Origin of the sequence: Pseudochryseolinea flava, assembly GCF_003286915.1 — a bacterium.
GTDB lineage: Bacteria > Bacteroidota > Bacteroidia > Cytophagales > Cyclobacteriaceae > Ohtaekwangia > Ohtaekwangia flava.
The window spans coordinates 36,320-62,603 of record NZ_QMFY01000008.1 but is presented as its reverse complement, the minus strand read 5'-3'; the positions used below and the strand labels follow the sequence as shown (position 1 = coordinate 62,603).

General features: G+C 43.2%; 21 protein-coding genes. 7 read left to right on the top strand and 14 right to left on the bottom strand.

Annotation, left to right across the window (positions count from 1 at the left end; translation table 11 throughout):
* Positions 1-67: 67 nt before the first annotated feature.
* The 7 genes from DQQ10_RS15780 to DQQ10_RS15750 form a co-directional block, all read right to left on the bottom strand.
* On the bottom strand, positions 68-1,666 hold the full coding sequence (locus tag DQQ10_RS15780) for a sensor histidine kinase (RefSeq protein WP_112747855.1): 1,599 nt from the start codon (positions 1,664-1,666) through the stop codon (positions 68-70).
* A 143-nt stretch (positions 1,667-1,809) separates the two neighbouring features.
* Positions 1,810-2,586, bottom strand: coding sequence for a PI-PLC domain-containing protein (locus tag DQQ10_RS15775; RefSeq protein WP_112747854.1), 777 nt, complete (start codon positions 2,584-2,586; stop codon positions 1,810-1,812).
* Between the two features lie 102 nt (positions 2,587-2,688).
* Entirely contained in the window at positions 2,689-3,714 is a 1,026-nt protein-coding gene (locus DQQ10_RS15770) for a hypothetical protein (protein ID WP_112747853.1), read from the bottom strand.
* Positions 3,715-3,753: 39 nt separating this feature from the next.
* A complete protein-coding gene (locus DQQ10_RS15765; protein ID WP_112747852.1) occupies positions 3,754-4,701 on the bottom strand; it encodes a metallophosphoesterase in 948 nt (315 codons plus the stop codon).
* A 65-nt stretch (positions 4,702-4,766) separates the two neighbouring features.
* The gene (locus tag DQQ10_RS15760; RefSeq protein WP_112748041.1) at positions 4,767-6,452 is read right to left on the bottom strand and encodes a RagB/SusD family nutrient uptake outer membrane protein; all 1,686 of its coding nucleotides are present in this window, start codon (positions 6,450-6,452) and stop codon (positions 4,767-4,769) included.
* A 13-nt stretch (positions 6,453-6,465) separates the two neighbouring features.
* Entirely contained in the window at positions 6,466-9,486 is a 3,021-nt protein-coding gene (locus DQQ10_RS15755) for a SusC/RagA family TonB-linked outer membrane protein (protein ID WP_245970435.1), read from the bottom strand.
* A 379-nt stretch (positions 9,487-9,865) separates the two neighbouring features.
* Positions 9,866-11,695, bottom strand: a complete 1,830-nt coding sequence (locus DQQ10_RS15750) for an alpha-amylase family glycosyl hydrolase (RefSeq protein WP_133259670.1) — start codon at positions 11,693-11,695, stop codon at positions 9,866-9,868.
* Between the two features lie 150 nt (positions 11,696-11,845).
* Here DQQ10_RS15750 and DQQ10_RS15745 point away from each other — a divergent pair, with 150 nt between their 5' ends.
* The 3 genes from DQQ10_RS15745 to DQQ10_RS15735 all read left to right on the top strand — a co-directional run bounded on the left by DQQ10_RS15745 (position 11,846) and on the right by DQQ10_RS15735 (position 14,446).
* A complete protein-coding gene (locus DQQ10_RS15745) occupies positions 11,846-12,451 on the top strand; it encodes a DUF3347 domain-containing protein (protein WP_112747850.1) in 606 nt (201 codons plus the stop codon).
* Between the two features lie 211 nt (positions 12,452-12,662).
* Positions 12,663-13,730 (top strand): sensor histidine kinase, encoded by a 1,068-nt coding sequence (locus DQQ10_RS15740; RefSeq protein ID WP_112747849.1) that lies wholly within the window; start codon positions 12,663-12,665, stop codon positions 13,728-13,730.
* Entirely contained in the window at positions 13,727-14,446 is a 720-nt protein-coding gene (locus DQQ10_RS15735) for a LytR/AlgR family response regulator transcription factor (RefSeq protein WP_112747848.1), read from the top strand. Before DQQ10_RS15740 ends, DQQ10_RS15735 begins: the two co-directional genes overlap by 4 nt.
* A 378-nt stretch (positions 14,447-14,824) precedes the next feature.
* On the opposite strand, the gene DQQ10_RS15730 is transcribed toward DQQ10_RS15735, so the two are convergent.
* Both DQQ10_RS15730 and DQQ10_RS15725 read right to left on the bottom strand, forming a co-directional pair.
* Complete coding sequence (locus tag DQQ10_RS15730) at positions 14,825-15,856, bottom strand: Kelch repeat-containing protein (RefSeq protein ID WP_112747847.1); 1,032 nt, start codon at positions 15,854-15,856, stop codon at positions 14,825-14,827.
* Positions 15,837-17,114 (bottom strand): DUF4270 family protein, encoded by a 1,278-nt coding sequence (locus tag DQQ10_RS15725; RefSeq protein ID WP_112747846.1) that lies wholly within the window; start codon positions 17,112-17,114, stop codon positions 15,837-15,839. Before DQQ10_RS15725 ends, DQQ10_RS15730 begins: the two co-directional genes overlap by 20 nt.
* Positions 17,115-17,358: 244 nt before the next feature.
* On the opposite strand from DQQ10_RS15725, the gene DQQ10_RS15720 reads away from it, so the two are divergent.
* The 3 genes from DQQ10_RS15720 to DQQ10_RS15705 all read left to right on the top strand — a co-directional run bounded on the left by DQQ10_RS15720 (position 17,359) and on the right by DQQ10_RS15705 (position 21,269).
* Positions 17,359-18,585 (top strand): hypothetical protein, encoded by a 1,227-nt coding sequence (locus DQQ10_RS15720; protein ID WP_112747845.1) that lies wholly within the window; start codon positions 17,359-17,361, stop codon positions 18,583-18,585.
* Between the two features lie 82 nt (positions 18,586-18,667).
* Positions 18,668-20,047 (top strand): ATP-binding cassette domain-containing protein, encoded by a 1,380-nt coding sequence (locus DQQ10_RS15715; RefSeq protein WP_165823959.1) that lies wholly within the window; start codon positions 18,668-18,670, stop codon positions 20,045-20,047.
* Positions 20,048-20,330: 283 nt separating this feature from the next.
* Positions 20,331-21,269: a carboxylesterase family protein gene (locus DQQ10_RS15705; RefSeq protein WP_112747842.1), complete on the top strand. Its 939-nt coding sequence runs from the start codon at positions 20,331-20,333 to the stop codon at positions 21,267-21,269.
* Between the two features lie 17 nt (positions 21,270-21,286).
* On the opposite strand, the gene DQQ10_RS15700 is transcribed toward DQQ10_RS15705, so the two are convergent.
* The 3 genes from DQQ10_RS15700 to DQQ10_RS15690 all read right to left on the bottom strand — a co-directional run bounded on the left by DQQ10_RS15700 (position 21,287) and on the right by DQQ10_RS15690 (position 23,581).
* Positions 21,287-21,916 carry a hypothetical protein gene (locus DQQ10_RS15700; protein WP_112747841.1) on the bottom strand — a complete coding sequence of 210 codons (630 nt, stop codon included), beginning with the start codon at positions 21,914-21,916 and terminating at the stop codon, positions 21,287-21,289.
* Positions 21,917-21,992: 76 nt separating this feature from the next.
* Positions 21,993-22,970: a glycoside hydrolase family 43 protein gene (locus DQQ10_RS15695; protein ID WP_112747840.1), complete on the bottom strand. Its 978-nt coding sequence runs from the start codon at positions 22,968-22,970 to the stop codon at positions 21,993-21,995.
* A 113-nt stretch (positions 22,971-23,083) separates the two neighbouring features.
* Positions 23,084-23,581 carry a VOC family protein gene (locus DQQ10_RS15690; RefSeq protein ID WP_112747839.1) on the bottom strand — a complete coding sequence of 166 codons (498 nt, stop codon included), beginning with the start codon at positions 23,579-23,581 and terminating at the stop codon, positions 23,084-23,086.
* A 199-nt stretch (positions 23,582-23,780) separates the two neighbouring features.
* Between DQQ10_RS15690 and DQQ10_RS15685 the strand changes: the two genes are divergently transcribed.
* Positions 23,781-24,275, top strand: a complete 495-nt coding sequence (locus tag DQQ10_RS15685; protein WP_112747838.1) for a molybdopterin-dependent oxidoreductase — start codon at positions 23,781-23,783, stop codon at positions 24,273-24,275.
* On the opposite strand, the gene DQQ10_RS15680 is transcribed toward DQQ10_RS15685, so the two are convergent.
* A complete protein-coding gene (locus tag DQQ10_RS15680; protein WP_112748039.1) occupies positions 24,272-24,622 on the bottom strand; it encodes a winged helix-turn-helix domain-containing protein in 351 nt (116 codons plus the stop codon). The two genes, DQQ10_RS15685 and DQQ10_RS15680, sit on opposite strands and share 4 nt — an antisense overlap.
* A gap of 80 nt (positions 24,623-24,702) precedes the next feature.
* Positions 24,703-26,109, bottom strand: coding sequence for a sugar MFS transporter (locus DQQ10_RS15675; protein WP_112747837.1), 1,407 nt, complete (start codon positions 26,107-26,109; stop codon positions 24,703-24,705).
* Between the last annotated feature and the right edge of the window lie 175 nt (positions 26,110-26,284).

The following is a 26,284-nucleotide window of genomic DNA, read 5'->3' as shown; positions in this document are numbered from 1 at the left end:
AGCGACTGGCATTAAATTTTACAGGGCAAAAAAACTTAAAAAAGATTTAAAACAAACTACATGCGGCTCATAGTGGCAGACTAAAAAAGAATGTAGCCCCCTTGCCAATTTCACTTTCAGCCCACACGCGACCTCCGTGTTTGACTATGATTCGATGCACAATAGCAAGTCCCACGCCGGTACCTTCAAACTCGTTTGCTTTGTGAAGGCGCTGAAAGACGCCAAAAAGTTTATCGACATAATTCATATCAAAGCCAACGCCGTTATCTTTTACAAAGAAAACCACCTCCGACATACCCCTCGTTGATCCCATTGTAACTTCAGGATGCTTTTCATGCTGGGAGTACTTCACGGCATTCGACAAAAGATTGGCCAGCACTTGCTTCATTAGGTTACTGTCGCATTTCGCTTCGTCTAATGTAGAAATCGTAAACTTCACTTTGTCCTTCACGTGATCAAACTGCTCGGCAATAACCATGGCGACGAGGCTATTCATATCGACAACTTGCTGGCGCGCCACTAGCTTGCCCACACGCGAAAAGTCTAAAAGATCATCTATGAGTTTTCCCATGCGTTTGGCATTCTTCATAATGACATCCAACAACCGATGTCCCTCTGCATTAATAGTCGCACCAAATCCTTCCTTAAACATACCCGCATATCCATCGATGGCACGCAAGGGAGCTCGTAAATCGTGTGCAACGGAGTACGTAAATGATTCGAGCTCGTGGTTCAACATTTGGATCTGCTCCTCGGCACGCTTACGATCTGTAATGTTTGCTGATTGAACCGTAACGCCTACTACTTCATCACGCTCGCCGAAAATTGGCGTGTATCGCGTTTCAAAAAAGAATCTCGCCGTATCTCCGTACTGTTCAATGGTAACATGGTTTTCGCCGTCAAGTGCTCGATCGAGATTTTCTTTTGCATGCTTACGGTCTTCTTCTATGGTGATACATTCCAACAAACTTGAACCAGCATCAACAATAGTTCCGTAGGCATTAAAGGTGCTGATTCGAAATGCAGAATTAAAAATGAGGTAACGATAATTTCGGTCGACCGAAAAAATCAACAGATCCTTATGACTTTCTATTGTTGCTTGTAACAAGGTTTGTGTTGCTCTCGCTTTCTCTTCTGCAAGTTTACGTTCTGCCACTTCGTTGATCAAGCTGCTGTTGATCTTCTCAATTTCTTGAGCACGCTGATAAAGTTCAGCTTCGTATTCGGTAGCGATCTCTTTCAATTGGTAAGCCCGCTCTTCTTTGGTTTGCTTACGCATGAGCTCGGTAACATCTTTTACCTGGTGAATAATATACGCGACGCTACCGTGCGCGTCTAACACCGGATGATTCACAGGGCTCCAATAGCGCTCATCGTATTTGCCATCAGGTGTTCGAATATCATACTTGACGATCGCCATCGTGTGGGTAATCTTATGATCGAGTACGTATTGGAGCGACATCCGCATACTCGCCTCTCCCCTAGCCGCCGTTTCCTCAGGGTTCTCCGGAAAGATATCGAAGAGCGCTTTACCAATGAGCATCTCGCGTGTGGTCATGGTTGAGCGCAGGAAAACATCACTCACCGCGGCAATGGTGAAATTAGGAAGAAGGACGTAATACATCCCAGGAAGGGATTCAAATATCAACTGATAATTGACCGACATAAGTGCATAAAGATGACCTTAACGCCTATTTCCCATCAACACAACGTCGATGTTGGAAAAAGGATTATCCAAAATATAGATAAAAAGGTCTGAAAATGCCAGCGCGTAACCATTGCGGCACTTATAACGGATGGCCTAGACGCCTATTCCTGCGTTTTATTCAGGTGATCAACTAACTGAGTTACATGGTCAGTACCAATAATATCGACGCGCATATCGGTCAAAAATGACCATGCTTTCACCGTATCCGGTACACCCCAGAAACGAAATGGCTTCATCTGTTGATTGCATTTCGAAAGCACTTCTTTTATTTTCAAAACATCTTCCTTATTCGGTTCACCGATACCTCGCCACGACGTGTAACGTTTGAAGTCGTCGCTGATAAAAGCTATTCGTTGAAGATTGTCCTTTGAGTAGGAATGATAAGGTCGACCATCAAAATAAATGTAATCCGGAAAAGTGTTCCAAAGCGCCATGGAAGGAACATTTCCGCTAATAACGATTTTGAGTGTTTTGCAGCTCGTGAGTGAAGGATAGTTCTTAAGAATATTTACCAGCGTGGTTAGCGTTGAAACACCTTCGGATTTAAGATCGATCATTAACGTGAGCACTTTCTCATGATCGGGATATGCACTTTTATTATTCACCGCAGTCTTCTCGGCCAGAGGGTCGAGATACATGGCCGTCAATGTTTTTTGAATATCAATCTGATCATGGCTATGTGCAACAACCAATGTTCCCGCTTCTAGGAATACATCAGCCTCAATAAAGCCCACCCGATGCTCATATGCGTTGCTAAACGGTACTGCCTGTTCATAGTCGTTGTGCGACAATACAGAATAGCTGGTGTAAACCTTTTGTCCGTAGCACACAACGGATAGTATACACGCAACAAGGCTGATGGTAATTTTGATCATCATTCTTAAAACGTCTGAATGGTAAAGACTGTTCTGACATGCTTACGAAATTTGAAACACCGCATTACTCAAACTCCCCAGCGTGAAAGAACAGCCTATCATATCTTAGATTCCTTTGTATTTATTTTTTGTATAGATCAGGCTGAAGGTACCCAAATTCTTGAAATAGCTGTTTACTAATTTAGCTGGGTCTGTTGCAAGCTCGCCTTTACCCGGAACATCGTTACCATCATCCCACGCCCAAGGTGCATTTGCGCCGCCATTGCCATAGCTACTTTTGAATCCACCCGCCGCACTACTAAACAACTCCGTATTAAAACGTTGGTCCCATAATCCGTTGGCTTCAAAGATGTTCACCAATTTATACTTCACATCACGATCATCTGCATTCGCGGGTGCTTCAGCTGTAAAATCCAACGACGGCAAATACTTCAAGCCGTCACCGTTAATCTTATAATATGGATTAGCCTTCAATCCATGTCCCTTCGCCTCTTGTGCTGTTACTGGATGTGGTTGGCCATGATATGTTTCAAACGACAAGGTTCCATCAATATCTTCTTGATTAGCTTGCAGTGGACTTCCCGATGGCACGAACGAAAAGAAATCAGAATGCGCAACGGTGACAATTCCCTGGAGCGCGCCGTGTGCCGAGCCATCTTTCTTAACAATCGAAAGATAGCCTTCTAGATCATTTTCGTGTTCATCAATATTGTAGAGAAAAACATTGTCGGTCCAATCACGCGGATGAAAGAACGCATACACGATAAACCAATGTGTAGTCGTTTCTACTACTGAATAATAGCAATGTCCTGTGGCCGCGAAAGATGAAAGGTTATTCCAATTGTTAGTCGCATTCCAATCGCCGTCGTAGTTGACAGCCGAAAGATAATCCGCCTTACCATTGATACCATGAGAACCTGTTACATCAGTGTCCTGCAGGTGCACGGGAGCCCAACGTAATACGAGTTCTTCTTCGAAGGTATTCACGCGTTTATTCGCGTCTTCATTTTGCACAAGCGCTTCCCTTTTGGTAGGCTGAACAAATTCTTCGTCCTGGCATCCGGTCAATACAACTGCCGCAAGAAGCACTGCGCCGAGTATCCCAGCACATTTTTTACTTGATTCTTTCATAGGAGGTCTTTTATATTTTTTGTTAACGGTGTCGCATCGCTATTTCAACAATTCGGTTCGATAGATAATTTTTCCTTCGTGATCGATTACTTGCACGAGCGCTTTGTCGGGTAGTATCGAGAATAACATAAATCCATATTCGGAGGCAGAATATTTACTGATGGGTAACATCTTCACGGGTGTTCTTTCCGAGGCCGCTCCTGAAACAAAATGATCAACATCACCTACCTGCATATGTTGAAGGCTATGTTCATGACCAGCGAGGTAGGCATCGACAGAATACTTCACTAACAACGGTTGGAGTACACGTCGAATAGACTTGGTGTCTTTACTATCCGTTCTCCCACCGCCTGTATACATGGGATGATGCCCAACAACAAATTTCCATTTGATGTTCGGCGACGGATCTGCTAGTGTTTTTTCGATCCATTGTTTTTGCGCCGTACTATCTTGATCGTGAACATGGTGACCGTTGCCGCTATAATAACTTTTGATAAGCGGTGTTGTATCGATAAAAGCAATCAGAATTTGTTGCGTCGTATCACCTTGGATTGCAAACTTCTTGCTGTAATAGCGTGCAGGCATTTGCCATCGTCTGCTGATCTTAGAGTAGTTCACTTGTGCCTCTGGATTTGCACCATAATCGTGATTACCCAGCACCGGATGCCAGTCCCATTGCAATGAGAACGCCGTATAAATATCTTCATAAGAATATTTCCAATGCGGATCGAATTCACTAATCACGCCCAGTGGATAAAAATTATCACCCGTCGCAACAATGAAGTCAACACTCGCTTCAGCAGCAACCTTTCCCATCTGGGCTGCTACTGGCTTCTGATGATCTTCACCATTTCGCCCCCAATCGCCCATGACGATAAAATTTACCGCTTGCGGATTAGCTTGAAGTGAATTCGTTTTTTTTGTTTGCGCAAAGAGTGTACATGCGCAGAAGACAATAGCACCTGTAAGAAAAGTCGTTGTTCTCATATCTTGTTAAATAAAAAAGCTATAGCAAACAAAAACTGTCCGCTATAGCCTTAACCCAAACAAACCTAATAACCTTGATTTTGTACGAGATATCCCGGATTATTAGACGCGCCATCGATAGCCGCCTGAGGAATCGGAAACACCCGTTTATTTTTATCTGTATTGCTTTTTTCTGTCCACGAGTCTTCGAACTTTCCGAAACGAATCATATCCGTTCGGCGATGCATCTCCCAATACAATTCGAATCCTCTTTCGCGATAGAGTAGATCGAGTGACATCGACGCTAGTGCAGGCGGAGGTGTAGTCGCTGTTCGTGATGCACGTACAAAATTCACATCGGCGAGTGCGGACGCTGCATCGTTACTTTTTCTCAAGTATGCTTCCGCGCGCATCAAATAAACGTCAGCGAGACGAATGAAAACAATATCAGCATCGCCTTTATTCCGGCCCGAATCAGACTTCTTTCCAAACTCGTATTTCTCTACACGATATCCTGTGCTGTAGTTACTACCTGCTGCCGTAAAGTCAATTTGTTTTGTGAAATTAACAGGCAGGTTTGGATTGTTACGCGTCACATTTGAAAGCGGGCCAACTTTATACGTACCATCACCACACTTTACAAAAGCTCCATTCTCGCGAATGAGTCCGTATTGTTGTCCGCGTAAAATTCCACGGTTGATTTTGTAATCGGCGGCGGCAACACATGTCGCCGATGGATCCGTGTAAATCGCCATGTTTTGTTGGTAGAACCTCGGGTCTTTTGCTGCGGGATCTTCTGGCGCATAAGCCTGCTCCCACGTATCGTAGTAGTCGGGCGTGATACCAGGACCATCCGTTCCATTAGCCCTTGGAAAAGCAACCAACGGAAATTGATCGCCAGAGAGTGAAAAATAAGCAAGACGGTTGTGACCATTTACGTCAGCGCGCTGATCAAGTGCAAACACTAACTCCTTGTTGTCGTGATTATCGTCATTAAAGATTGCGAAATAATTTGCCGACAATTGGTAGCGTCCTGAGTTGATGATCTTGTTGGTGTAGGTTATCACCTTATCCATATCATCACCAGAGAAATTGAATGTCGCCGCATAACGGTCGCGGTACACGCCTGCATTCAGATAAAGCTTCGCGAGCATTCCCCACACCGCACCTTGCGTAATTCTTCCCGGGCCTACATCGTTGCTCACTTCATTCTCGATCGCAAGAAGTTCCTTTTCGATATAATCAATCGCTTCCTGTCCTCTTACAATTTTACCGAGGCCTTCCTCAGATTCTTTGATGAAAATCATCCCGAAAAGGTCAAGAGAAAGCAATGCGTAGTAGGCTCGCATCCCTCTGGCTTCTGCTATGTAAAGATTCACGTTCTGATCCTTGAGTAGTGGCAATCGTGTAATCGCAGTGATTGCGCGTGATGTACCTTGAAGAATACAATTCCATGTCGAATTGATGTTCGGATCCGTCGATTGATACGTATGCTGATGCATGGCAATATAGATACCATTATCACCCCAATCGGTACCACCGCGGTACGGAAGAATCGCTTCATCTGTTGAAATCTCTTGAAGATTGAAATAATTTGTATGCGTAAACAGATCGGACATGCGTGCATAGGTAGCACTGATAAAACCATCTGCAATTTGTTTGTCTGTCAAATTTTCTACGGATGATTCATCCAGAACATCCTCTTCTAAATCTGTGCAGCTAAACATGAGCGCACAGAAAATTGTCATCATCAAATATATCTTACGATTCATATGAATAGTATTCTTAGAATGAAACATTTAAACCTAAAATGATTGTACGCGCTTTCGGATAGCTGAGGTAATCGATACCATAAGAAGTAACACCCGACACCGTACGATCGATATTTACTTCCGGATCATAACCATCGTAGTCAGTGATCACAAACAAGTTCTGGCCTGTCACCGAAAAACGGATAGACTTGATCCAATTGTCGAGTTTGATCGCAGACGGATTCAAATTATATCCAAGCGCAAGGTTGTTGAGACGAAGAAATGATCCATCTTTCAAGAAGCGTGTAGACACGTCGGCTGCGTTGTTTGCAGACTCCTGCGGATATTCGAAAGCAGCATCCGTTGTGTTTACGCCTTTTGATATTTTGGCTTTATAGAAGAAAGCATTTTCCGTATTGTCGTAGATCTTATTTCCAGAAACACCATTGAAGTTAGCCGTCAAATCAAAGCCCTTGTAGCGCACAGTTGCATTGAAAGCATACATAACCTTTGGGAGCGCTGATCCTGCCGCAATTCTATCTCTGTCGGTGATATACCCATCACTATCGCGGTCGTTAAAAATACTTTTACCATTTTCGCCAACGCCGAGGAACTCTTTTAGATAAAAAGTACCAATAGGCTCTCCGTTAACGTAGCCGTTAATTGTCGCTGATGTCAAGCCCGAACCTGTTGCATTGCCCGACGCGATGATGGAAAACGGTGAATTGGATATTTCATTCTTGATGAACGTCGTATTTCCACCAATGCTGAATCCAAAACCACTCGTCGCAACGTAATCATAGTTCAACGCAATCTCTAAACCTTTATTCGAAATCTCCATATCTTCCACATTCATCCAATATTTATCCGATGGTTGCGGATCGAACGAATTTGTTTCGAGCAAAATGTTGTTGGAAACTTTGTTAAATACATCGACAGATCCGGAAAGTGCACCGCGTAAGAAAGCGAAGTCAATACCAATATTTGTTTGTGTGGATACTTCCCATTGAATGTCTTCATTTCTGAGTCGCGAGAAAACCGTTCCTGCTGGCCCAGGTTGTGCATTACTGAGCGGATAGCTTGTACTACCCGTTACCGTAGATATAAATAATTGTCGCGTAATCTTAGAAGGAATTTCTTGATTTCCAGTTTGCCCCCAACCTAGTCTTAGCTTCAGGTTGCTAACAGGAATTGAACTCATAAATTCTTCTTCTGAAATTCTCCATCCCAACGAGAACGATGGGAATGTTCCATACTGATTATTCTCACCAAATTTAGAAGAACCATCGACCCGTACGGTTGCTGTGAGTAGATAACGATTATTGAATTCATAATTGGCCCTTCCAAAGAACGACTGCAATTCATTGCGCGTAGCATAACCAGTAGGCCTGTTGTTGGCGAGTGTCAAATCTTGACCTGAACCTGGAATGTTGATGGGGTCAAGTTCAGAGACTGGAAATTTATTCACGCTGAATGTTCGTGATTGAATAAAGAATTTCTGATACGAATGTCCTACCAAGGCAGAAAACGCATGCCGATTCTTGATTGCAGTATACGTCAGGTAGTTTTCGATAAGGCTATTGCTGTTTACTCCGAATGTAGATTCGAGCCTTCCATCTTGCGGTGGCAATGTATTCGCCTTCATTCGATTGTCGCGCGTGGATGAAGCGTAGTCAATACCAAAGTTGAGTTTATACTCCAGTCCTTTAATCAATTTAATCGAAGGAGAAATGTTACCGATCACACGATTCGTGGTAACAATATCTTTGTTCAACTCAAGTGACAAGAGTGGATTCATACCCGAGGGGTAACGATATGGGTCGCCATTTTCGTCGTATGCCGGGTACGTTGGATTTGCAGACAACGCCGTTCCAATCACACCTTCTATAGACGGGCGTTGTGCTGTGGTCTGCGTGGCGTTGAGATTGAGATCTACCGCGATACGATCATCTGATAAAAACTTCTGGCTTACGTTCAACCTTCCGGTATAACGTTTTAGTTCACTATTTTTTAAGACACCTTCTTGATCTTGCATGCCCAGTGAAGCATAGTATGCAAACTTTTCTGATCCACCGCTGAAGTTGACGTTGTGATTTTTTGTGTAGGCAACGCGTGTGATTTCGTCTTGCCAATCCGTAGACGCAAGTGAATCCTCCAATACACCACCAGCTTCCGGTACACGTTGACGATACTCATCTGCGCTGAAGACATCGATCTTCCGTGCCATTTTTGAAATACCGTAGTCGAATGCATACGAAATGCTAGACACACCAGCTTTTCCCTTCTTTGTCGTAATCAAGATAACACCGTTTGCACCGCGTGATCCATAAATCGCCGTGGCAGACGCATCCTTCAACACATCGATTGAAGCGATGTCTTGTGGATTGATAAAGTTCAAGGGATTAACACCTACGCCGCCTGTGCCTGAATTATCCAACGCGAGGCCATCGACGACGAATAGCGGCGTGCTACCAGTTCTTATACCGCCCGGTCCACGTACAGTGATCGACTGCGTCGTACCAGGCTCACCACTTGCTGATACTACGTTTACACCAGCAATTTTACCTTGTAAAAGTTGCTCGGGTGAATTGATCACACCTTTATTGAAAGATTCGCTCTTCAATGAACTTACGGCGCCCGTAACATCCTTTGCTTCTTGCGTGCCATAGCCTACAACAACAACTTCAGACAGCGTGGTAGGATCTCCCACCAATTGAACATTTACAACGGACTGGCTACCCACAACGATTTGTTGAGGAACGAACCCAACAAATGAAAATACCAGAATTGATTCTTCTGAATTTACTGTTAATGAAAACTTTCCAGAGGCGTCGGTTACAGTACCATTCACAGTCCCTTTTTCAAGGATGCTGACACCCGGTAGTGGTGCTCCAAGATCGTCCGTTACAGTTCCTGAAACCGCTACAGCGGGAATCGATCCAGCGTACGCTGCTTGTATGCAGGTAGCACACATCAGCGCTATGAACATGGCGCACTTGAGGAGCATCGTCATGTTCACCGTTACTTGTGAGATTTTTAGATAAACTTTTTGCATAGGCTCATTCGAGGTTCTTAGGGTTTATAAGAATTCGCTGCAAATAGAAATATCTGGCGGCACGATTGTGCTAGAAACGCGATTACAGTTTTGTTAACGTTTTAAGAACCTCTTCACAAAACATCAATAGCATTGAAGGCTTTCAACGAAAAGAAATAACAACAACGAACGGTTGCATGAAGGACGTTCGCATCGTCACTCCATTAATATTATCCTAACATTATCGAAAGATGATCTTACATGAATACAACATTATGACGACTTCAGAATATGTGAACGATATTTTAAGGAATAGTTACCAGCCACGAGACACGACATGTGTAAAAAACAAAAAGGCCTATCTTTCGGTAGGCCTCCTTGACGTGAATTGATCTTAATTTTATTTGACTACCTCTAGTACCAAGCCGGAATACGGCTTCATTTTAATGGTCGAACCTTTGACTTTTTTGTTTGTCATCAGATCAACATATTGCGCGTGGGGAACTTGAAAATCTTTTTCACTTTCCTCAAGGTTAAACAACACAACGATGTCTTTGTGTTTTCCATCGCGACGGACATAAGACAACATTTTTCCTTGTGTTGTTAAAAATTCAAATTTCCCGTCCACCAAAACTGGCTTGGAGTTTCTGATGGCAATCAATTTCTTGTAATGTTCAAACATCTCCGCATTGAATCCCACCGGATCATAAGCCGCCGATGTTGGCTGAAAATTATTTCTGTTCTCCGGTTCGAAGGTATACTCCTTCCACCATAGCGGTTTACGATCGTCGGGGTCATCACTTCCCCACATCCCTAGTTCTTCGCCGTTGTAAACATGTGGCGCACCATAGTTTGTAAACGCATGAATAAGGTAAAGCTTCAATCTATCATAAGACTCGCGATCAGGCTTTCCTGTCTTAAAGGAAGGATCGTCACCTGGCTTAGTTGCTTTTTTGTATTTGGAGCGGTTGAAAAAATCTGTGAGCAATCGCGGCGCATCAGCAGAGCTTGACACGTTCATCATGGCATCGCGCGTAGCCGGCGAGACTCTATTCCACTGAAACACTAGGCTGTCCTTAAACTGTTTTGCATCGATTTCAAAATCAGTTTTAGCAAAGAAGTAGCGTGCCGGCCGATACACGTGATAAAACATCACCGCATCAAAAACGTCGCCACCGGTGTATGGCGCCGGATTCATAAACTCTTCAGGCCATTTCTGCCACCAAATTTCTCCTACTAGATATGCGTCGGGTTTAATGCTGCGAACTTCTTTTCGGAATTCACGCCAGAATTTTAACCCTACGTGGTCCGCAACATCGAGTCTGTAACCGTCAACGCCTTGTTTGGTGTTTCCATTTGGCGCGAGCCATCGACGGGAAACGTCGTACATGTGCTTCTTTGCCGCTGGCAGAATATCACCTTCATACGGGTGGCCTACACGCCGAAGCGTGGTAACATCAACCTTCTTTATTTCGGGCAGGCTTTGAATACCGATCCAACCATCATAAGCAAATTCATTTGATGGCGTCGTTGGATCATCAAACAATTTGATCATGTACCAATCCTTGTATGCAGATTTTTCTTGGTTCTTTAAAATATCTTGAAATGCCCAGAACATGATCCCGGTATGGTTCCAGGAATAATCGAGCACAACCTTCATATTACGTTTATGGGCTTCATCAATCACTTTAAGAAAAAGTTTATCAGCAGAAGTCCACTGCCATGTTGTGGGATCATTGGGATTTTCCGATGCAATGATTTTACGATCGCCTACAGGATCAGGACCAAAGTTCGCGTCGATGTGATGATAAGATCGGGCGTCGTACTTGTGCAGCGACGGCGCATCATTCAGCGGGCGAAAATAAAGTGCCGTAATTCCCAGTTGTTTTAGGTAATCCAACTTTTGAAGAACGCCTTCAAGGTCGCCACCATATCTTCTAAAGGTTACAACTTCATTAAAATGTTTGTTCATTTTTTTCGCCCACGGCTCCATAGCATACCAGTCGGTTGTCCACGGTGTTACTGACCAACCTTCAGGAACTTCCGATTGGTTAGGGACATTGATATCGGACGGTGTCGGATCATTAGACTTATCGCCATTGTAAAATCTTTCAACGAAGAGTTCATACCACACTACTGACTTTGCCCACTGAGGTGGCTCACTTACAGATTGACCTTGAATGGCGAGGGGCACCATCAACAAGAAAAGGTAAATTGGTTTACGCATCATTTTGGGTTTATGCGCAAATATTAAAAAAAACACCCAATTGCACGCTGTTTTCTTCAAGACGTAAGGCAAGAGATTGATGTCCAGCAGCAGTTTACTTTCGCATGCAAAGCGTTGGTTTGAAAACCACAAAAAATTAAGCAACTTACTGACATGAAAACACGACCATTATTTCTAGCATTTACATTCGGTGCACTCGTTCTAACACTCACTAATTGTGGTGGACAAAAGCAAGACGAGCATGAGCACGCTGCAACAGCGGAGAAAGAAGACGAGAAAACGACACCTGTAAGTGAACCACAGTTTAAAGTGGATGCGACATTTCAATCGCAACTATCTGATTTTTTTACAGCCTATATAAAACTAAAAGATGCCTTTGTTGCATCTGATGTTGAAAAGGTAAAAGCAGAAGCTTCTGCGGCCGACGCGGCATTAGCCAAAGTCGACATGAAATTACTTTCGGGTGCAGCACACAACGACTGGATGACCTATCTATCGCCGTTGCAAGATGCCTTGAAGGAAATTCAAGCGACCACAGATCTTGAAGCACAGCGAAAATCATTTCGTACATTATCAGACAATTTCTACAAGGCGGTGAAGGCGTTTGGTTTGGGTGGAAAAGAAGCCTATTATGAATATTGCCCGATGGCTTTCAACAACGAGGGCGCGTACTGGTTAAGTGATCAGTCTAAAATAAGAAACCCCTATTTTGGTGATCAGATGCTCACATGCGGCGTCGTGAAGGAAACATTAAAATAAACAAGGGGGCACTTAAAAACCCCTTTTTTTTTTATTCGTCGTCGGATCATCTTCTATACCTACCAGGTTTCTACACACCCCTCGCTACATCTATTGTTTTCGCCGCTTCGTCGATACTAGGGTACTTGCAGCGTTTCTCTCTGTAGCGTAAATGTTCCTCTCTCCGCTACGTTTGGCAAAAGCATTCGTCAAATAATTTTTTTTTTACGCAGTGGAGTACATATCAAAAAAAACACGCAAGCTAAGCATCATTGGCGTGCATATTCTTGGATGGTCCTTTGTATTGGCCATGCCATTGCTGTCGGTAAATAATGCTACGATCTCACTCGGTCAATATTTACGGACGCTAACATTTCCATTGTTCTTCGGACTCGTCTTCTACGCAAATTATTTCTTTCTTATTAAGGTCTTTCTTTTCACAAAGAGACTATTCATTTTTTTCACAGCAAACATCGTATTGTACTCACTTTGCATTATTAGCATGGAGTTCAGGCGTCAGCAGATGATGCGAAATCAATTTCACGAAACCGCATTTCAGCACGTTCGAGAAAATGGTGTTTCGAGATCGCATCACCCATCGCAAACAGAAATGATCCTACGCGCTTTTTTTGGATTCGCGCTTACAACAGGCGCAAGCGTCGCCATACGCACGACGACGAAATGGTTTCGTTCGCAGGACATCCTGAGAGATCTTGAGCGCGAACATCTCAAGTCAGAACTCGCCAATCTAAAAAATCAATTAAATCCACATTTTCTTTTCAATACACTCAACAATATCTATGGTTTGATCATCGTAAACCAAGACAAAGCACAGGAGGCCGTTCATCAACTCAGCAAGTTGATGCGATACCTGCTATATGAAAGTAACGAGAAGTTTGTGTCACTTACGCGAGAGGTTGAATTCATGCACCATTACATCGACCTGATGAAGTTGCGCGTGAATACGAACGTTCATGTATCGTATAAATTTCCAAGCGATTGTCGCGGTTACATGATCGCGCCCCTACTGTTTATATCGCTCATCGAAAACAGCTTTAAGCATGGCATAAGTCCAAACAAACCATCGGAGATCAATATGACCATGAGTATCTCCGAAGGAAGACTTGTATTTATCATCATGAACACATCATTTCCTAAAAGAGACAACGACCGGAGTGGATCCGGTATTGGCCTCGAAAACTTAGAAAAAAGATTGCGACTGCTTTACCCAGGATCGCATTCAATGAATATCAACACAGCGCATTTTTACTATCAGACAATCTTAACGGTAAACCTATGATCAATTGCTTACTTGTCGACGACGAACCACTCGCGCTCGACATTCTTGAAGGATATGTGAAGAAAACCCCCTACCTCAATTTGGTAGCACGTTGCAATAGTGTATCAGAAGCACTACTGGCCATGGAGAAAAACAACGTACAACTCTTGTTTCTCGACATTCAAATGCCGGATGTTACTGGAATAGAATTCTCTCAAACGCTCGACGAGAAAATTAAAGTTATCTTCACCACTGCATTTGAGGAATATGCTCACGAAGGCTTCAAGGTAAATGCTCAGGGATATTTACTAAAACCTTTCAGCTATACCGAATTTCTAGAAGTGACAAACAGAACTAAAGTTTGGTTTGAAATGATGCAGCAGCTAAAGCCCGCCACATCAGAATCTCAGACCGACGGATTCTTTGTTAAATCAGAATACAAAATTCTTAAAATCGGCTACGACGAAATCAACTACATTGAAGGCTTAAAAGACTATGTGAAATTCTATCTTGAAGGACGAGAGCGGCCCATCATGTCATTGATGAGTTTGAAGATACTCGAAGAAAAACTTCCCATCGCGAAATTTATGCGAATACATCGCTCGTTCATCATCAACCTGGAAAAGATCCATACCATTCAACGCAATGAAATTATTTTTGGGCGCGTCACCATTCCTGTTGCAGACAAATACAAGGAACCTTTTCACGATTTCGTAAAGCGCAAATCTTTTGAATAAAGAGAGACGTGTTCCAAAGGTTAAGTAGAAGGTTAGTAGTGGTTTTAATTAACCCTTTACATTCAATGTCGTTGACTTAAGCACCTCCTTCAGGTATGGATTCGTTTTCACTCCTGGCCCCTGAAGGGAACTCGATTCGCGGGCTGACCCTTCAGGAATGAAAGGGTTGGGGTGGCATTTTTTATGTCTCCGTAACTTAAGTCGACGACATTGCCTTTACATTACATTACAAAAACTAGTCCCCGAGACTAGTTTTTTTGCATGCATTCTAATTTTAGAAATAGAGAGAGAGATACCGACACACCTAAAAACGATTGCGTATTTAATGTCGCATATCTCATCTCCTATTTCTTCCTGACACAAGACTACTGCACAGCGCTAATTGGTTTCGTCGTATTCTTCTCCGGGCTTAAATTCCCATATATCATCGAACCTGCTTGATCCATTCTGCCCAGTACCTAGAAAAATACGGTTGTTCAACGTAAATCCAACGGCCATAATTCGCGCGGCCCCTTCGAAAGCAGTTTTCTCTCCCCACTCGTTGGTCACGGCATCGTAAACATAGACAGATCCTGACGCCACGCCCGACGACGAATATCCGCACATCACGTATGCTTGATCATCTACCGTGACGGCAACAGCGTCATGACGTGCTACTGCAAGCTCAAACTCATCATAGTCGGAGGCATCATCATCAGGCGCTTTATTTGTCCACGTTCTACTCTCCGCATTAAACATCCAAAAGCCAGCATTATATAATCCATTATTTCTCCCACCCGCGACATACGCGTTTGCGCCAATTACAAATGCAAAGCCTGATTCAATTTTCTCACCTGGGAAACTTGCAATTTCCGTCCATGAATCTTCACTAACATTATATTCCCAAAAGTCGCTGTTGTATTTATCTCCATCATAACCTGTACCGACATATGCTTTATTGCCGATCGTGAATGTTACCGCATTATAGCGTGCCGTTCCTTCAAAATCATTCACCTGAATCCATTCGTCATCGGCCGGGTCGTACTTCCAAAAATCGCCGAGCTCTTCTTTATCTTCATCACGGTTATAGCCGAGTCCGATGTACCCGTTTCCATCGACACTAAACGCCACTGCACGTTCGCGAAGCGTTCCAGGAAAAGCTTTCTTTGTCTCCCAATAGCCCAAAGCCAAGTCATAGACATAAAAGTCAGACAAATATTCGTCGCCATCGTACCCCAAGCCAACGTAGGCCTTCGAACCGATAGTGAATGAAATGGCGCCAGACCGTGGTCTTCCCTTAAACGGCGTTGTCTTCGTCCAATTGCCGATGGTGTCACTATCATCGTCTGTGCTATCACTACAAGCAAAAACAACTATTAACATGAGGGACGCAAGGAGGGTTGCTTTTATTTTACCGATTGATTGTTGCATAATAAATTTTTAAACGTGTATTATATTCTGAATTGGGATTTGAAAAATAAATTCGGTTTACGCCAACGTTATAGTCGTCTCCCGATGGAATAAACAGTAACGCATTCTCGTTAAACTCCGCGAGTGCTATCTGTGTCTTCACATACTGCGTAACATCGACTTGGTAGTACGTATTGCGTCCGAGGTCCGTATCACGGCGAAGTGTACTGGTATAATAAACATCGCTTGTAATTTCATTTCGCTTGTTGATTGGATACGCAAACAGCGTTCCCGGAATGTTTGTTTGTTCATCAAAAGATTTCCGCACCGGAAACACCTCCAAGATGGCAGTGGTCACAAAAAAGTTTTCATTTTGTGCAAGTGTCCTTAAATACGGCATGTCTACACGCAACGCTAGGCCACTACCACTTTGAATATAGGATTGGTCCGCGGTGAGACTGGCGTCAAGTCTTCCACGTTCATCAGGTAGATTGGTCAATAATGTATTGGTTCTATCGCTTTGAATGCTGGTAAAAGAGTAAGTGGAATTTGCCTTGAAAGCAATGTATGAAAGCTGCGATGGCGTCACGCTTTTATCATAGTAGTAGAGCCTTAGTTCTGGTGACGCCGTAAATCCAAGGATTGGTCCGGATTGAGTTGTGTCTGGCATGACACAAATGCCATGAAGGTACTTAATAAAATCTGCGTTCGTCTGCAAATCCTCATCGCCGATCATTGCTTTTTGAAACAATGTATTTCCAAACCAAGAGGCAATGGGAATCTCTAATGAATCGCTGCGATGCGGCTTGGGTATTAATGTTAGTGAACCCAGTCGTGTTTCGTCAACATCAAAACGATCTGAATTTTTTATTATACCGTTGTCATCAAGCGTGATCGGTTCAGCAACCTGGAATGCATTCAGTGTAATAGTCTGCGTAGTATCGTAATACGAATAGCCATCATAATAAAACACAAGCGCCGCATGACTGAACGCGTAAGGTTCATCTTTAAAGTTAATGTCACTTGTAATGCCGGCTTGAAAGAAAACGGTCGCTGAGATCCGCCCAAGTTTTTCATCAACGTGAGATCCAAGTAACATCCGCGACGCACTGTTCGTTGCTAGTGCTTCAAATTGAATGGTCGACAATTTCACAGTCGCCGAATCAATCATCGCGACGTCTAGTGCGCCTTCGTTAAAAAAGTCAGCGCCGATTTCTGATGCGTCATTCATACAAGAACTTAGCAACGCGAACACGAGTACTACACAAATCTTTCTCATATTTTTCAGTTGCGTCAAAACAACAACGCTCGTCTTCGAACGACAAATCAGAATAGACTAACGCGGCAAACACATCTACCAACTCATTACTTTTTATCGCAAGCACTTATAATTTGAACAAAAATTACTTTTCGACACAATTGCTTATTGCGTAGACAAAATCGAATCATTGGTCTTCTTTATTCGAAACTCAAAACTTATTCGCAATAGCTTTCATCTTGATTTCTAATTCATCATTCTATCCATGCGAAATATTATTACCGCTTCGTTAATACTTACGTCACTCTATGTAAGCGCACAAAATTCATCCAGTTCGCCATACTCAACGTATGGTATCGGTATCATCAATGAAAGAACAACGTCATTGAATAGAAGCTTGGGTGGAACAGGAATCGGCATTCAAGACAACGCCAATCTAAATACAATGAACCCCGCGTCGTATTTATCGATTTCGCAGCCGGTAACACATGTGTTTGAGATTGGTATGTATGCGGAGAATAATCGTTACACGACTAACGCCATGAACGTGTCAAAAATTAACGGTGGATTGAGTAACATAAACTATTGGTTTCGATTTAAACCTGGATGGGCCTCCGTGCTTGGCCTTTCTCCATACAGCAGCGTCTCATATGACATCTTAACAACAAAGACGGTTGCCGACAATAGCAAAGCCAACTATCGTTACACGGGATCAGGAAATATAAGTCAATTATACTGGGGCAACGCATTCAAAATATTCAACAACTTCTCGGCAGGTGTTCACCTCTCCTATCTTTTCGGATCGATCAACAGAAGTGAATCTATTACAGGATCTGGTACTGAAGGACTACAACTTGATGATAAAATATTCACCAATAAACTGAGCATTGACTATGGCATACAATATCGCATGCCCTTTAAAAATCATCGATCGCTAATATGGGGAGCAACATTCCAGAATGGTTTGAAGTTAAACGGCAACAGTGACCTAACACTGTATAACACGGATGGCGACACCCTCACATCGCAAGCGGGAACAAACACAGACTACAAGATGCCGCGAACCGTTGGCTCAGGAATATCCTTCCGCACAAAAAGATCGCTCATCGCTGCGGATGCTGTATTCCGGCAATGGTCTAAAGCAAGTTATTCTACTAGCGACAAAACCTTCCAGGATACATGGCGCATGAGCCTCGGTTATTCTTATCTGGGAAACGAAAACGCCGAATCATACTTGGGGCTGATTAGTTTAAAAGCTGGTGTCTACATGCAAAATCATTACATGAAAATCCGTGGCAATTCGATCACGAATTATGGATTCTCATTCGGCGCTGGCATTCCTGTTCTCGATGGGAAGTCGACAATCAATCTTACATACAACTACGATAACTTCGGCACAACATCCAACAATCTTATTCAACAGCGTACACAAAAGTTTATGCTCGACATTGTGATTCGTGATTTGTGGGGATATAAACGAAGATTTGATTAGCATCACGCTTACGAACAACTGTTTATAACATTATTTATTCCGGCGGATACATGATTTAATTCGTGTGATGTATTTTGCCGCTATGATCACATTCCATGATGTCACGATTTCAAGTCGGGGACAAATACGTTTAAAGGATTTTAATTTAATTATAGAAGATAACCATCATTACATTATTCGTGGAAGCAATGGTTCAGGAAAGACCACGCTCCTGGAGTCAATAGCAGGTATTGTTCATGCGACATCCGGAACCGTCGAATATTCATTTATCGGTTCCGACCTAACTTGGGATGAACGGTTCTATCTGCGGAAGCAACACATTCATTACATTCCGACACATGCGTTGCAATCGACTTTATCGACGCATCCGGAATTCTTCTATCAGCAACGCTACTATACAATCGGTGATGTACAACTTCCCACCGTACAAGATTTCCTGGGTGCGGAATCAAAATTCGATGCGAGCACTTTCCCAGCAAGCTTCAATATCGGACAATTGTTGCCACTCGAGCTTACGCGCCTTTCAAATGGGCAATTAAAAAAAGTATTGATCATCCGCGCCTTGATGAAGAACATTCCCAAAGTTCTGCTTTTAGATTATCCACTCGACGGGCTCGATTCGCAAAGTCGTCAAGATTTATGCGATTTCATAGATCACATGGCCAAGAGCTTTTCTATTCAGGTTATCATGACCGATCACGGCGATCAACTTCCGAAGATAATTGATCGCCAAATTGTATTGGACAAGTTTTGCGTGATAGACAATTCAGCATACGAAGTTGAACCTGAACGTGCTGAACCGACGATTCCTAAAAATCAGCAAACAGCGCTCAACAATGACAAGCCGATCGTGGAGATGCAAGGTGTTCGAATCAAATACGGGAAGCATACCATTATTGACAACCTGAATTGGAAGATCAACGAAGGCGAGCGTTGGGCACTGACGGGAAGAAATGGTTCTGGAAAAACGACGATATTTAGTTTGATCTATGCCGACCACCCGATGGCGTACAGTGAGAAAGTATTTTTATTTGGAAAGCGACGTGGTAGCGGTGAATCGATGTGGGATATTAAGAAGCGAATAACCTATCTCGGCCCGGAGCAATTGCATTATTTTAATGCAGCGACAGTAAGTAAAACCGCTCGACAATTTTTACTTGAGGAAAAACCGTCATCAATTGAGGTGCTTCTGGATCATTTCAATGCACATACATTCATCGATCTACCTGTAAAGGATCTTTCATCTGGTCAACTCCAATTGCTTCTATTAATGAAAAGTTTTATCGCGCCGAAAGATTTATTGTTGCTCGATGAGCCGTTTCAATTTCTCGACAACGAGAGTAAGACGAAATTAAATTCTTTTTTGTCTTCGCAGTTAAAAGCGGGCGTCACGATGGTGATGATCACGCACGACATCAGAGATGTAGAACATTGGACTCAGTTCAGATTGCATCTTCAATAATAAACTGATGTGATAATTCCCCAATGAAAATTGCCGCTTGCAGCAAGAATAGCTGATTGATTGTCGCGAAAAAAATACCGGATTTTTCCTCATTGCTCGAAACGACTTTCGAGCAGATGATCTTGACCGTTCATCGACGCAAGGTTGCCTCAGGGGTGCTAAAGATATTTTCTTTGCATCACTTTCAGAAAAACAAATACCAACACACAAGAAACGAAGCCTATAGAGAAACTTTTTTACTTAAAATTTTTTCCAACAACCATTTTTTTAAAAATCTCTACGCATGAAAAATCTAAGAAAAACAATCTTCGTTCCATTTTTTGTGGCTGGACTTTTAAGCTTGTCTGCCTGCGGTGACGAATCTTTAGATCCAACGCCAGTTGTTACGGAAGCAACTACTACAGTTGAAACAGAAAATATTAATGCCAGGTCTACTACCAGCAGCTATTCAGATCTTACAGCGCTGCCGCCTGATACAGGTGGAACACAGAAAGCTGTAACACTGGGTACAAACGGAACGCCATTCGGATATTACGCTTACACTCCAGGCGGCTATTCTTCGAACACACAGAAATACCCAGTATTGATTTTCTTACACGGTAAATCTGAACGCGGCGATGGAAAAACAACACTTAGCCGTGTGTTGAATCAAGGTATTCCGAAGATGATTGCAAACAAAACTTGGAAGACGTCTTATCCAATGATCGTAATCTCTCCTCAATTCCATTTGTCTGTTGGTAACTCTAACAACTGGGGTGGTGGTGATGCAAACTACTTGAAGAATTTCATCAAGTACATCATTACAAAATACAGAATTAATCCGAGCCGCATCTACTTAACAGGTTTGAGCCACGGTGGTAACGGTGTATGGGATTATATCAGCCTTGTTGATGATGCGTCAAGCTACATCGCAGCCGCAGCACCTGTTGCTTCATACGGCGCACGCAAAGGTTACAAGATGCACGATGAAACACCAATTTGGGCATTCGTAGGTGAAAGCGATGTAACAAACTTCAATACATCAAAAGCATTTGTTACAAATTACAATGCACAGAGCCCAGCACCACTTTACAAAGCAAAGCTTTCAGGATTCATCGGTGTTGGTCATGACTGCTGGACGAGAACGTACTCAGGATCGGGTATTGGAACGGCAAACCCATTGTATGATGCCTTCAATCAGAAGCTCACCGATTGGATGTTCAAATACAAGAGAACAAACTAAGAAAGGGTAATCAAAGCTTATAGGTTAGAAGCCGCTTCATGTTGAGGCGGCTTTTTTTGTGCTTCGAGTCGGACGCAGTATATTTTCTCGGGCCATGGAAAAGTTTGTTTACCAAAACCACCGGTAATGGGATGCGACGAGTACATGGTGAGATATTCGCCGGGCTTGCTCTCGACAACAAAACCGCAGTGACCATACGGCCCCAAAACCGACAAATTCCAAAACTGCACAAGATCACCAGCCATGGCGTTGTGCGGTTCTACAACGGTACCAATACCCGCATTGACGAGTGCCGTTTGAACACCCTTGATCACTTGTGCATCTTCCTTTACCAACGTTTCCAAATCTTGCGTTGTAATGATGCGGATGTCTTTCTTAATTTTTGCAGTAACCGGAATGAGGCGATCCAACACACCAATGACAAATTCAGTACAAACTACTTTGCTATAACTAAAGGCAATGGTCGCACCGCTCTCCTCAATCACCTTGAGGATTGCGACATTCATTTTGGGTAAAGTTTGCTGGTGGTTAACAGGAATTACAGCAGGTTCTACTACGGCTGCCGTCGGAATATGCTTTTGAAAGACGATGTCGGTTGCGAAAACTACCGTAAAGATCGCAATGCAAAGGAGAATTGATCTTTTCATTTTATTGGGGTATACCAACAAAACGAGCGATCGATCAGTTTAGTATTGGCTGCTTTCGAAAAGCAGGATCAGAATATTAGCGCAATGATACCTTCTTTACGCCCTCTTTGGTAATCTTCACTGGTTTGATGAATCCATCCTTATCGAATTCCAGTACATCCATACACGTTACACGGTGATCGGGATGTGTTTCTCCTAGAGGACGGCGGTGGTAAACGATGTACCACAAATCTTTTTTCGGAAGATGTAACACGGAGTGGTGTCCAGCACCCGTAGCCACATTAGGATCTTGCTGCAAAATTTTTCCAATTCGTTTAAATGGCCCGAGCGGCGAATCTGCAATCGCATAAGCAACACAATAGTCCGGGCCACCCCAGCCACCTTCTGACCACATGAAATAATACTTGCCATTTTTCTTGAACATGAATGGCCCTTCAACATAGCCTGATGGTGTAACTTCTTTGAAAGTGCTACCATCTTCAAATGGTTCGAACCCGGTGAATGTGTTGTTTAACTTGGCGATATTACAATGTCTCCACCCACCGTAATAAATGTAATACGTTCCATCGTCGTCACGGAAAACGAATTGATCGATAGGTTGTGCGCCGTTCTGAAACTTATCAATCAACGGTTTGCCCAGATAATCTTTGAATGGTCCAGCAGGTTTGTCGGAAACGGCTACTCCAATACCACCATGTTCTTGATCATTTTGAATATCGTTGGCCGCGAAAAACAAGTAGTACTTTTTTTCTTTCTCAATAATCGCTGGGGCCCACATGGCACGCTTCGCCCACTTTATCGCAGCTGTATCAATGATGCGTTCATGCTTTTTCCATTGTACTAAGTCGCTTGATGAAAATGCATCCATAAAAACCTGTTTCTCATATCGCGCAGAGAAGGTTGGATATATCCACACCTCGTTTTTGAATAAGGTTACTTCAGGATCCGCATACCAACCCTCAAAAAGTGGATTGCCAGAGGATGACTTGGTCTGTGCAACGGCAAGACTACTGGTCAGGATGAGTGCTGCGAAAACGATTCTGGATAACGACATAATGTTTATTTAATAGAACTGGAAATTAACCTATTAAGTGTAACGGAGAAAGTCGAAACAATACTTTTCGAACAAACTCCGATATCGATGGTGAAGATCTTACACTAAAGGGCTTAACTATTCACGGCTTTCTCAAGTGCATGTAAGTCTATCTTCTTCATCTGCAGCATGGCGCGCATGGCCTTATTGGCCTTGTTCACGTCAGTGTCAGCGATCATCTCATTTAATTTCACGGGTACGACTTGCCATGACACACCGAATTTATCCTTCAGCCATCCACATTGCTGCGCTTTTGGATCTCCCCCTTCGCCTAATCGCTCCCAGTAATAATCAACTTCCTGTTGCGTGTTGCAATTAATCATAAACGAAATCGATTCATTGAATTTGACAAAGGGGCCACCATTCAATGCGAGAAACGCTTGGCCTTCGATTTCGAATTCGACGGTCATCACAGAACCTGCAGGACGTTTGTGAACCTCGAATCCTTCCTCAGTATAACGCGTCACTCTTCCCAACTTAGCATTCTTAAAAATCGATACGTAAAACTTTGCTGCATCTTCGCCTTCATGATCGAACCACAGGTTCGGTGTTATTTTTTGTACTGTTGCCATGATCGTGATTGTTTGGTTGTTCCATTAAAGATAGCGGATAAAAAAATAAATGCCGTGATACGATACCGGTTACACGAACATCATGCCCAATGCGCTGAATGACCGGACATAAGTGACCTTTTTTTTAAATCTACGTAATGCAGTATTGCTGGCGGCTGCATATTTTTGCGATATATACAAGCGTACATATCGATAACAAATGATAAAAATACAGGCGACTATCTTCATACTACTCTTTTTCAGGTCAGTCGTATTAGCACAATCATCTGAATCGGTCCTCTCGATAGAAGGTGAAGTATTGCAAGCACAAAAAGTAACCCTAACACAATTAAATCTTTTTCCACAGCACGAAGTTGTGGTGAAGGATCGCGATGGTCGTATGCGGAAATTTAAAGGTGTATTACTGGCCACGCTTCTCGACAGTGTAGACGTAACATTGGGCAATCAACTTCGCGGAGAGAATCTCACGAAGTATGTAGCCATTAAGGCCGCAGACGGTTACGAAGTGGTGTATTCGCTTGCGGAAATCGATCCTTCATTTTCTGCACATGAAGTGCTCGTAGCAACGCAGGTTGATGATCATTCGCTTCCCAAAGGAGAAGGACCATTTCGGATTATTGCACCACAAGACAAGAAACCGGCGCGATGGATTCGAGAAGTTACAACGATTCGCGTTTTATTCGCGCAGCCCTAAACAAGGTCTAAGAAGGATGCTTCTTTTTCCAACGTAGCGTTTAGTTTGCTGAGAATTTTCTGATACGCTTTCACAACGGCTTTCCCTTCGGCAGTAAGTTCTGTACCGCCGCCCTGTGTTCCCCCTTTTTGCGGAACGACATAAGGAGCTTTTGCTTTGGCATTCATTTCGTCGACCATAGCCCAAGCTTTTTTGTACGACATCCCCATCGATTTTGCTGCTTTCGCGATCGATCCTGTTTCATCGATGAGTTGCAGGAGTTCGGCTCGTCCTGGTCCAAATAACTTTTCGTCATTCACATCTACCCATAGTCTGAGACGGAATTGTTTATGCTTTTGTTTGGCCATAGGTGATCGATGTTCTAAACGTTGAAATAAATAAAAAAAGGCGACATCGCTGCCACCTTTCATTTGAAATGGTGTTGACCCTACGCTTTCATTTTCACTTTGTGTCCACTCACACCGTAGTAGAAAATATACAAGTAGCAAAGCGCCGGGAACAAGAATGCTGTTTGTGCACCGATCGCGTCAATAATAAGACCCATTACAGGAGGAATTATTGCACCACCAACGATGGCCATTACCAGCAACGACGATCCTTGACTGGTATATTTTCCGAGGTCAGCAATGGCTAGTGTAAAGATTGTTGGGAACATGATCGAGTTGAAAAGTCCGATAGCAAGCACAGACCAAAGTGCAACTTCGCCGGTTGAGAAAACGGTAACAAGTAACAACGCTACGACGGCGATTGAAAACACGGCCAATGATTTTGCAGGAATAGAGCGACCGATAAGGAACGCTATGATATTACCCACGATCATTCCGAGCACGATCAATGAGGTTTGGAGTTCACCGGTGATCCAATATACTGCGGTTACAGCGATCACTGTGATCAACCCCATGAGTGAATATTTTTGTGTACTTGCGAGGCCCGTCAACGAGATAGCGCCGATAAAACGACCAACCATGGCACCTCCCCAATAGTAAGCAATGTATGTACCTGCAAGGAGTTCAGTAAAGCCCATCAACTCTTCGAAGTATTGGAACAAGAATGATCCGATGGCCACCTCGCCACCTACGTACATGAAGATTCCGATAACACCGAGTGTGAGGTGAGAGAACTTCAATACACCAACACCTTTTTCAATTTTATCACCTGTAAACTTCGGGAGTTTCGAAAAGCTGATCATGACGGCGATGGCCAGCAATGTAGCGCCAAGAAAAATGTATGGTGTTTTTACCGCGTCGGCTGTCATAAATTCTTTACCGCCTACTGCTTCGAAGATCAATTTCGTTCCGATCACTGGGGCGATTGTGGTACCGAGTGAGTTAAACGCTTGCGTCATATTCAATCGGCTTGATGCTGTTGAAGGAGGGCCGAGCAACGCAACGTATGGGTTAGCTGCCATTTGCAGAATAGTAATTCCGGCGGCAAGCACGAACAATGCTACGAGGAATAAACCGAACACTTTAATTTCAGCTGCAGGGTAGAACAAAAAGCAACCTACCGCAGCGGTACACAATCCGATAATGATACCATTCTTATAACCAATCTTAGCGAGCGGATCACCAACATTGATTGAATATAAAAAGTAAAGTAACGACACGACAAAGTATGCTCCGAAGAATGCAGATTGCACAAGACTTGATTCTGCCGTTGACAAGTCGAAGATTTTTTTCAAGAATGGGATGAGGAGGTCATTCATACAGGTGATGAATCCCCACATAAAAAACAATGTAGTAAGGATAATAAGCGGCACGAGGAACTTGCTGCTTTTGCCGGCTTCCACGCCCTCCGTAGACGTGAGAACGTTCTGATTAACTATTGATGCCATGTATTTGGGTTAAAATTTGGATTGGTTAATTGGTTTAGCCGGGCAATTTGCGATTTCTAGAAATACTTTACAACTCCATTTCCGCAAGCGCGAAATGAAAACGTAATAATAAAAAGTGTCCAAATGTATTTTAGCTAACTATGGTTAGTAAGAAGAATGTTTTACCATTTCCGTT

Bases quoted from the DNA above. Each gene is read 5' to 3' on its own strand.
- DQQ10_RS15770 (WP_112747853.1), bottom strand. From the start codon at position 3,714: ATGAAAGAATCAAGTAAAAAATGTGCTGGGATACTCGGCGCAGTGCTT.
- DQQ10_RS15745 (WP_112747850.1), top strand. From the start codon at position 11,846: ATGAAAACACGACCATTATTTCTAGCATTTACATTCGGTGCACTCGTT.
- DQQ10_RS15755 (WP_245970435.1), bottom strand. From the start codon at position 9,486: ATGCAAAAAGTTTATCTAAAAATCTCACAAGTAACGGTGAACATGACG.
- DQQ10_RS15690 (WP_112747839.1), bottom strand. From the start codon at position 23,581: ATGGCAACAGTACAAAAAATAACACCGAACCTGTGGTTCGATCATGAA.
- DQQ10_RS15735 (WP_112747848.1), top strand. From the start codon at position 13,727: ATGATCAATTGCTTACTTGTCGACGACGAACCACTCGCGCTCGACATT.
- DQQ10_RS15775 (WP_112747854.1), bottom strand. From the start codon at position 2,586: ATGATGATCAAAATTACCATCAGCCTTGTTGCGTGTATACTATCCGTT.
- DQQ10_RS15780 (WP_112747855.1), bottom strand. From the start codon at position 1,666: ATGTCGGTCAATTATCAGTTGATATTTGAATCCCTTCCTGGGATGTAT.
- DQQ10_RS15760 (WP_112748041.1), bottom strand. From the start codon at position 6,452: ATGAATCGTAAGATATATTTGATGATGACAATTTTCTGTGCGCTCATG.
- DQQ10_RS15675 (WP_112747837.1), bottom strand. From the start codon at position 26,109: ATGGCATCAATAGTTAATCAGAACGTTCTCACGTCTACGGAGGGCGTG.
- DQQ10_RS15725 (WP_112747846.1), bottom strand. From the start codon at position 17,114: ATGAGAAAGATTTGTGTAGTACTCGTGTTCGCGTTGCTAAGTTCTTGT.
- DQQ10_RS15680 (WP_112748039.1), bottom strand. From the start codon at position 24,622: ATGGCCAAACAAAAGCATAAACAATTCCGTCTCAGACTATGGGTAGAT.
- DQQ10_RS15720 (WP_112747845.1), top strand. From the start codon at position 17,359: ATGCGAAATATTATTACCGCTTCGTTAATACTTACGTCACTCTATGTA.
- DQQ10_RS15705 (WP_112747842.1), top strand. From the start codon at position 20,331: ATGAAAAATCTAAGAAAAACAATCTTCGTTCCATTTTTTGTGGCTGGA.
- DQQ10_RS15715 (WP_165823959.1), top strand. From the start codon at position 18,668: ATGATCACATTCCATGATGTCACGATTTCAAGTCGGGGACAAATACGT.
- DQQ10_RS15730 (WP_112747847.1), bottom strand. From the start codon at position 15,856: ATGCAACAATCAATCGGTAAAATAAAAGCAACCCTCCTTGCGTCCCTC.
- DQQ10_RS15765 (WP_112747852.1), bottom strand. From the start codon at position 4,701: ATGAGAACAACGACTTTTCTTACAGGTGCTATTGTCTTCTGCGCATGT.
- DQQ10_RS15685 (WP_112747838.1), top strand. From the start codon at position 23,781: ATGATAAAAATACAGGCGACTATCTTCATACTACTCTTTTTCAGGTCA.
- DQQ10_RS15700 (WP_112747841.1), bottom strand. From the start codon at position 21,916: ATGAAAAGATCAATTCTCCTTTGCATTGCGATCTTTACGGTAGTTTTC.
- DQQ10_RS15750 (WP_133259670.1), bottom strand. From the start codon at position 11,695: ATGATGCGTAAACCAATTTACCTTTTCTTGTTGATGGTGCCCCTCGCC.
- DQQ10_RS15695 (WP_112747840.1), bottom strand. From the start codon at position 22,970: ATGTCGTTATCCAGAATCGTTTTCGCAGCACTCATCCTGACCAGTAGT.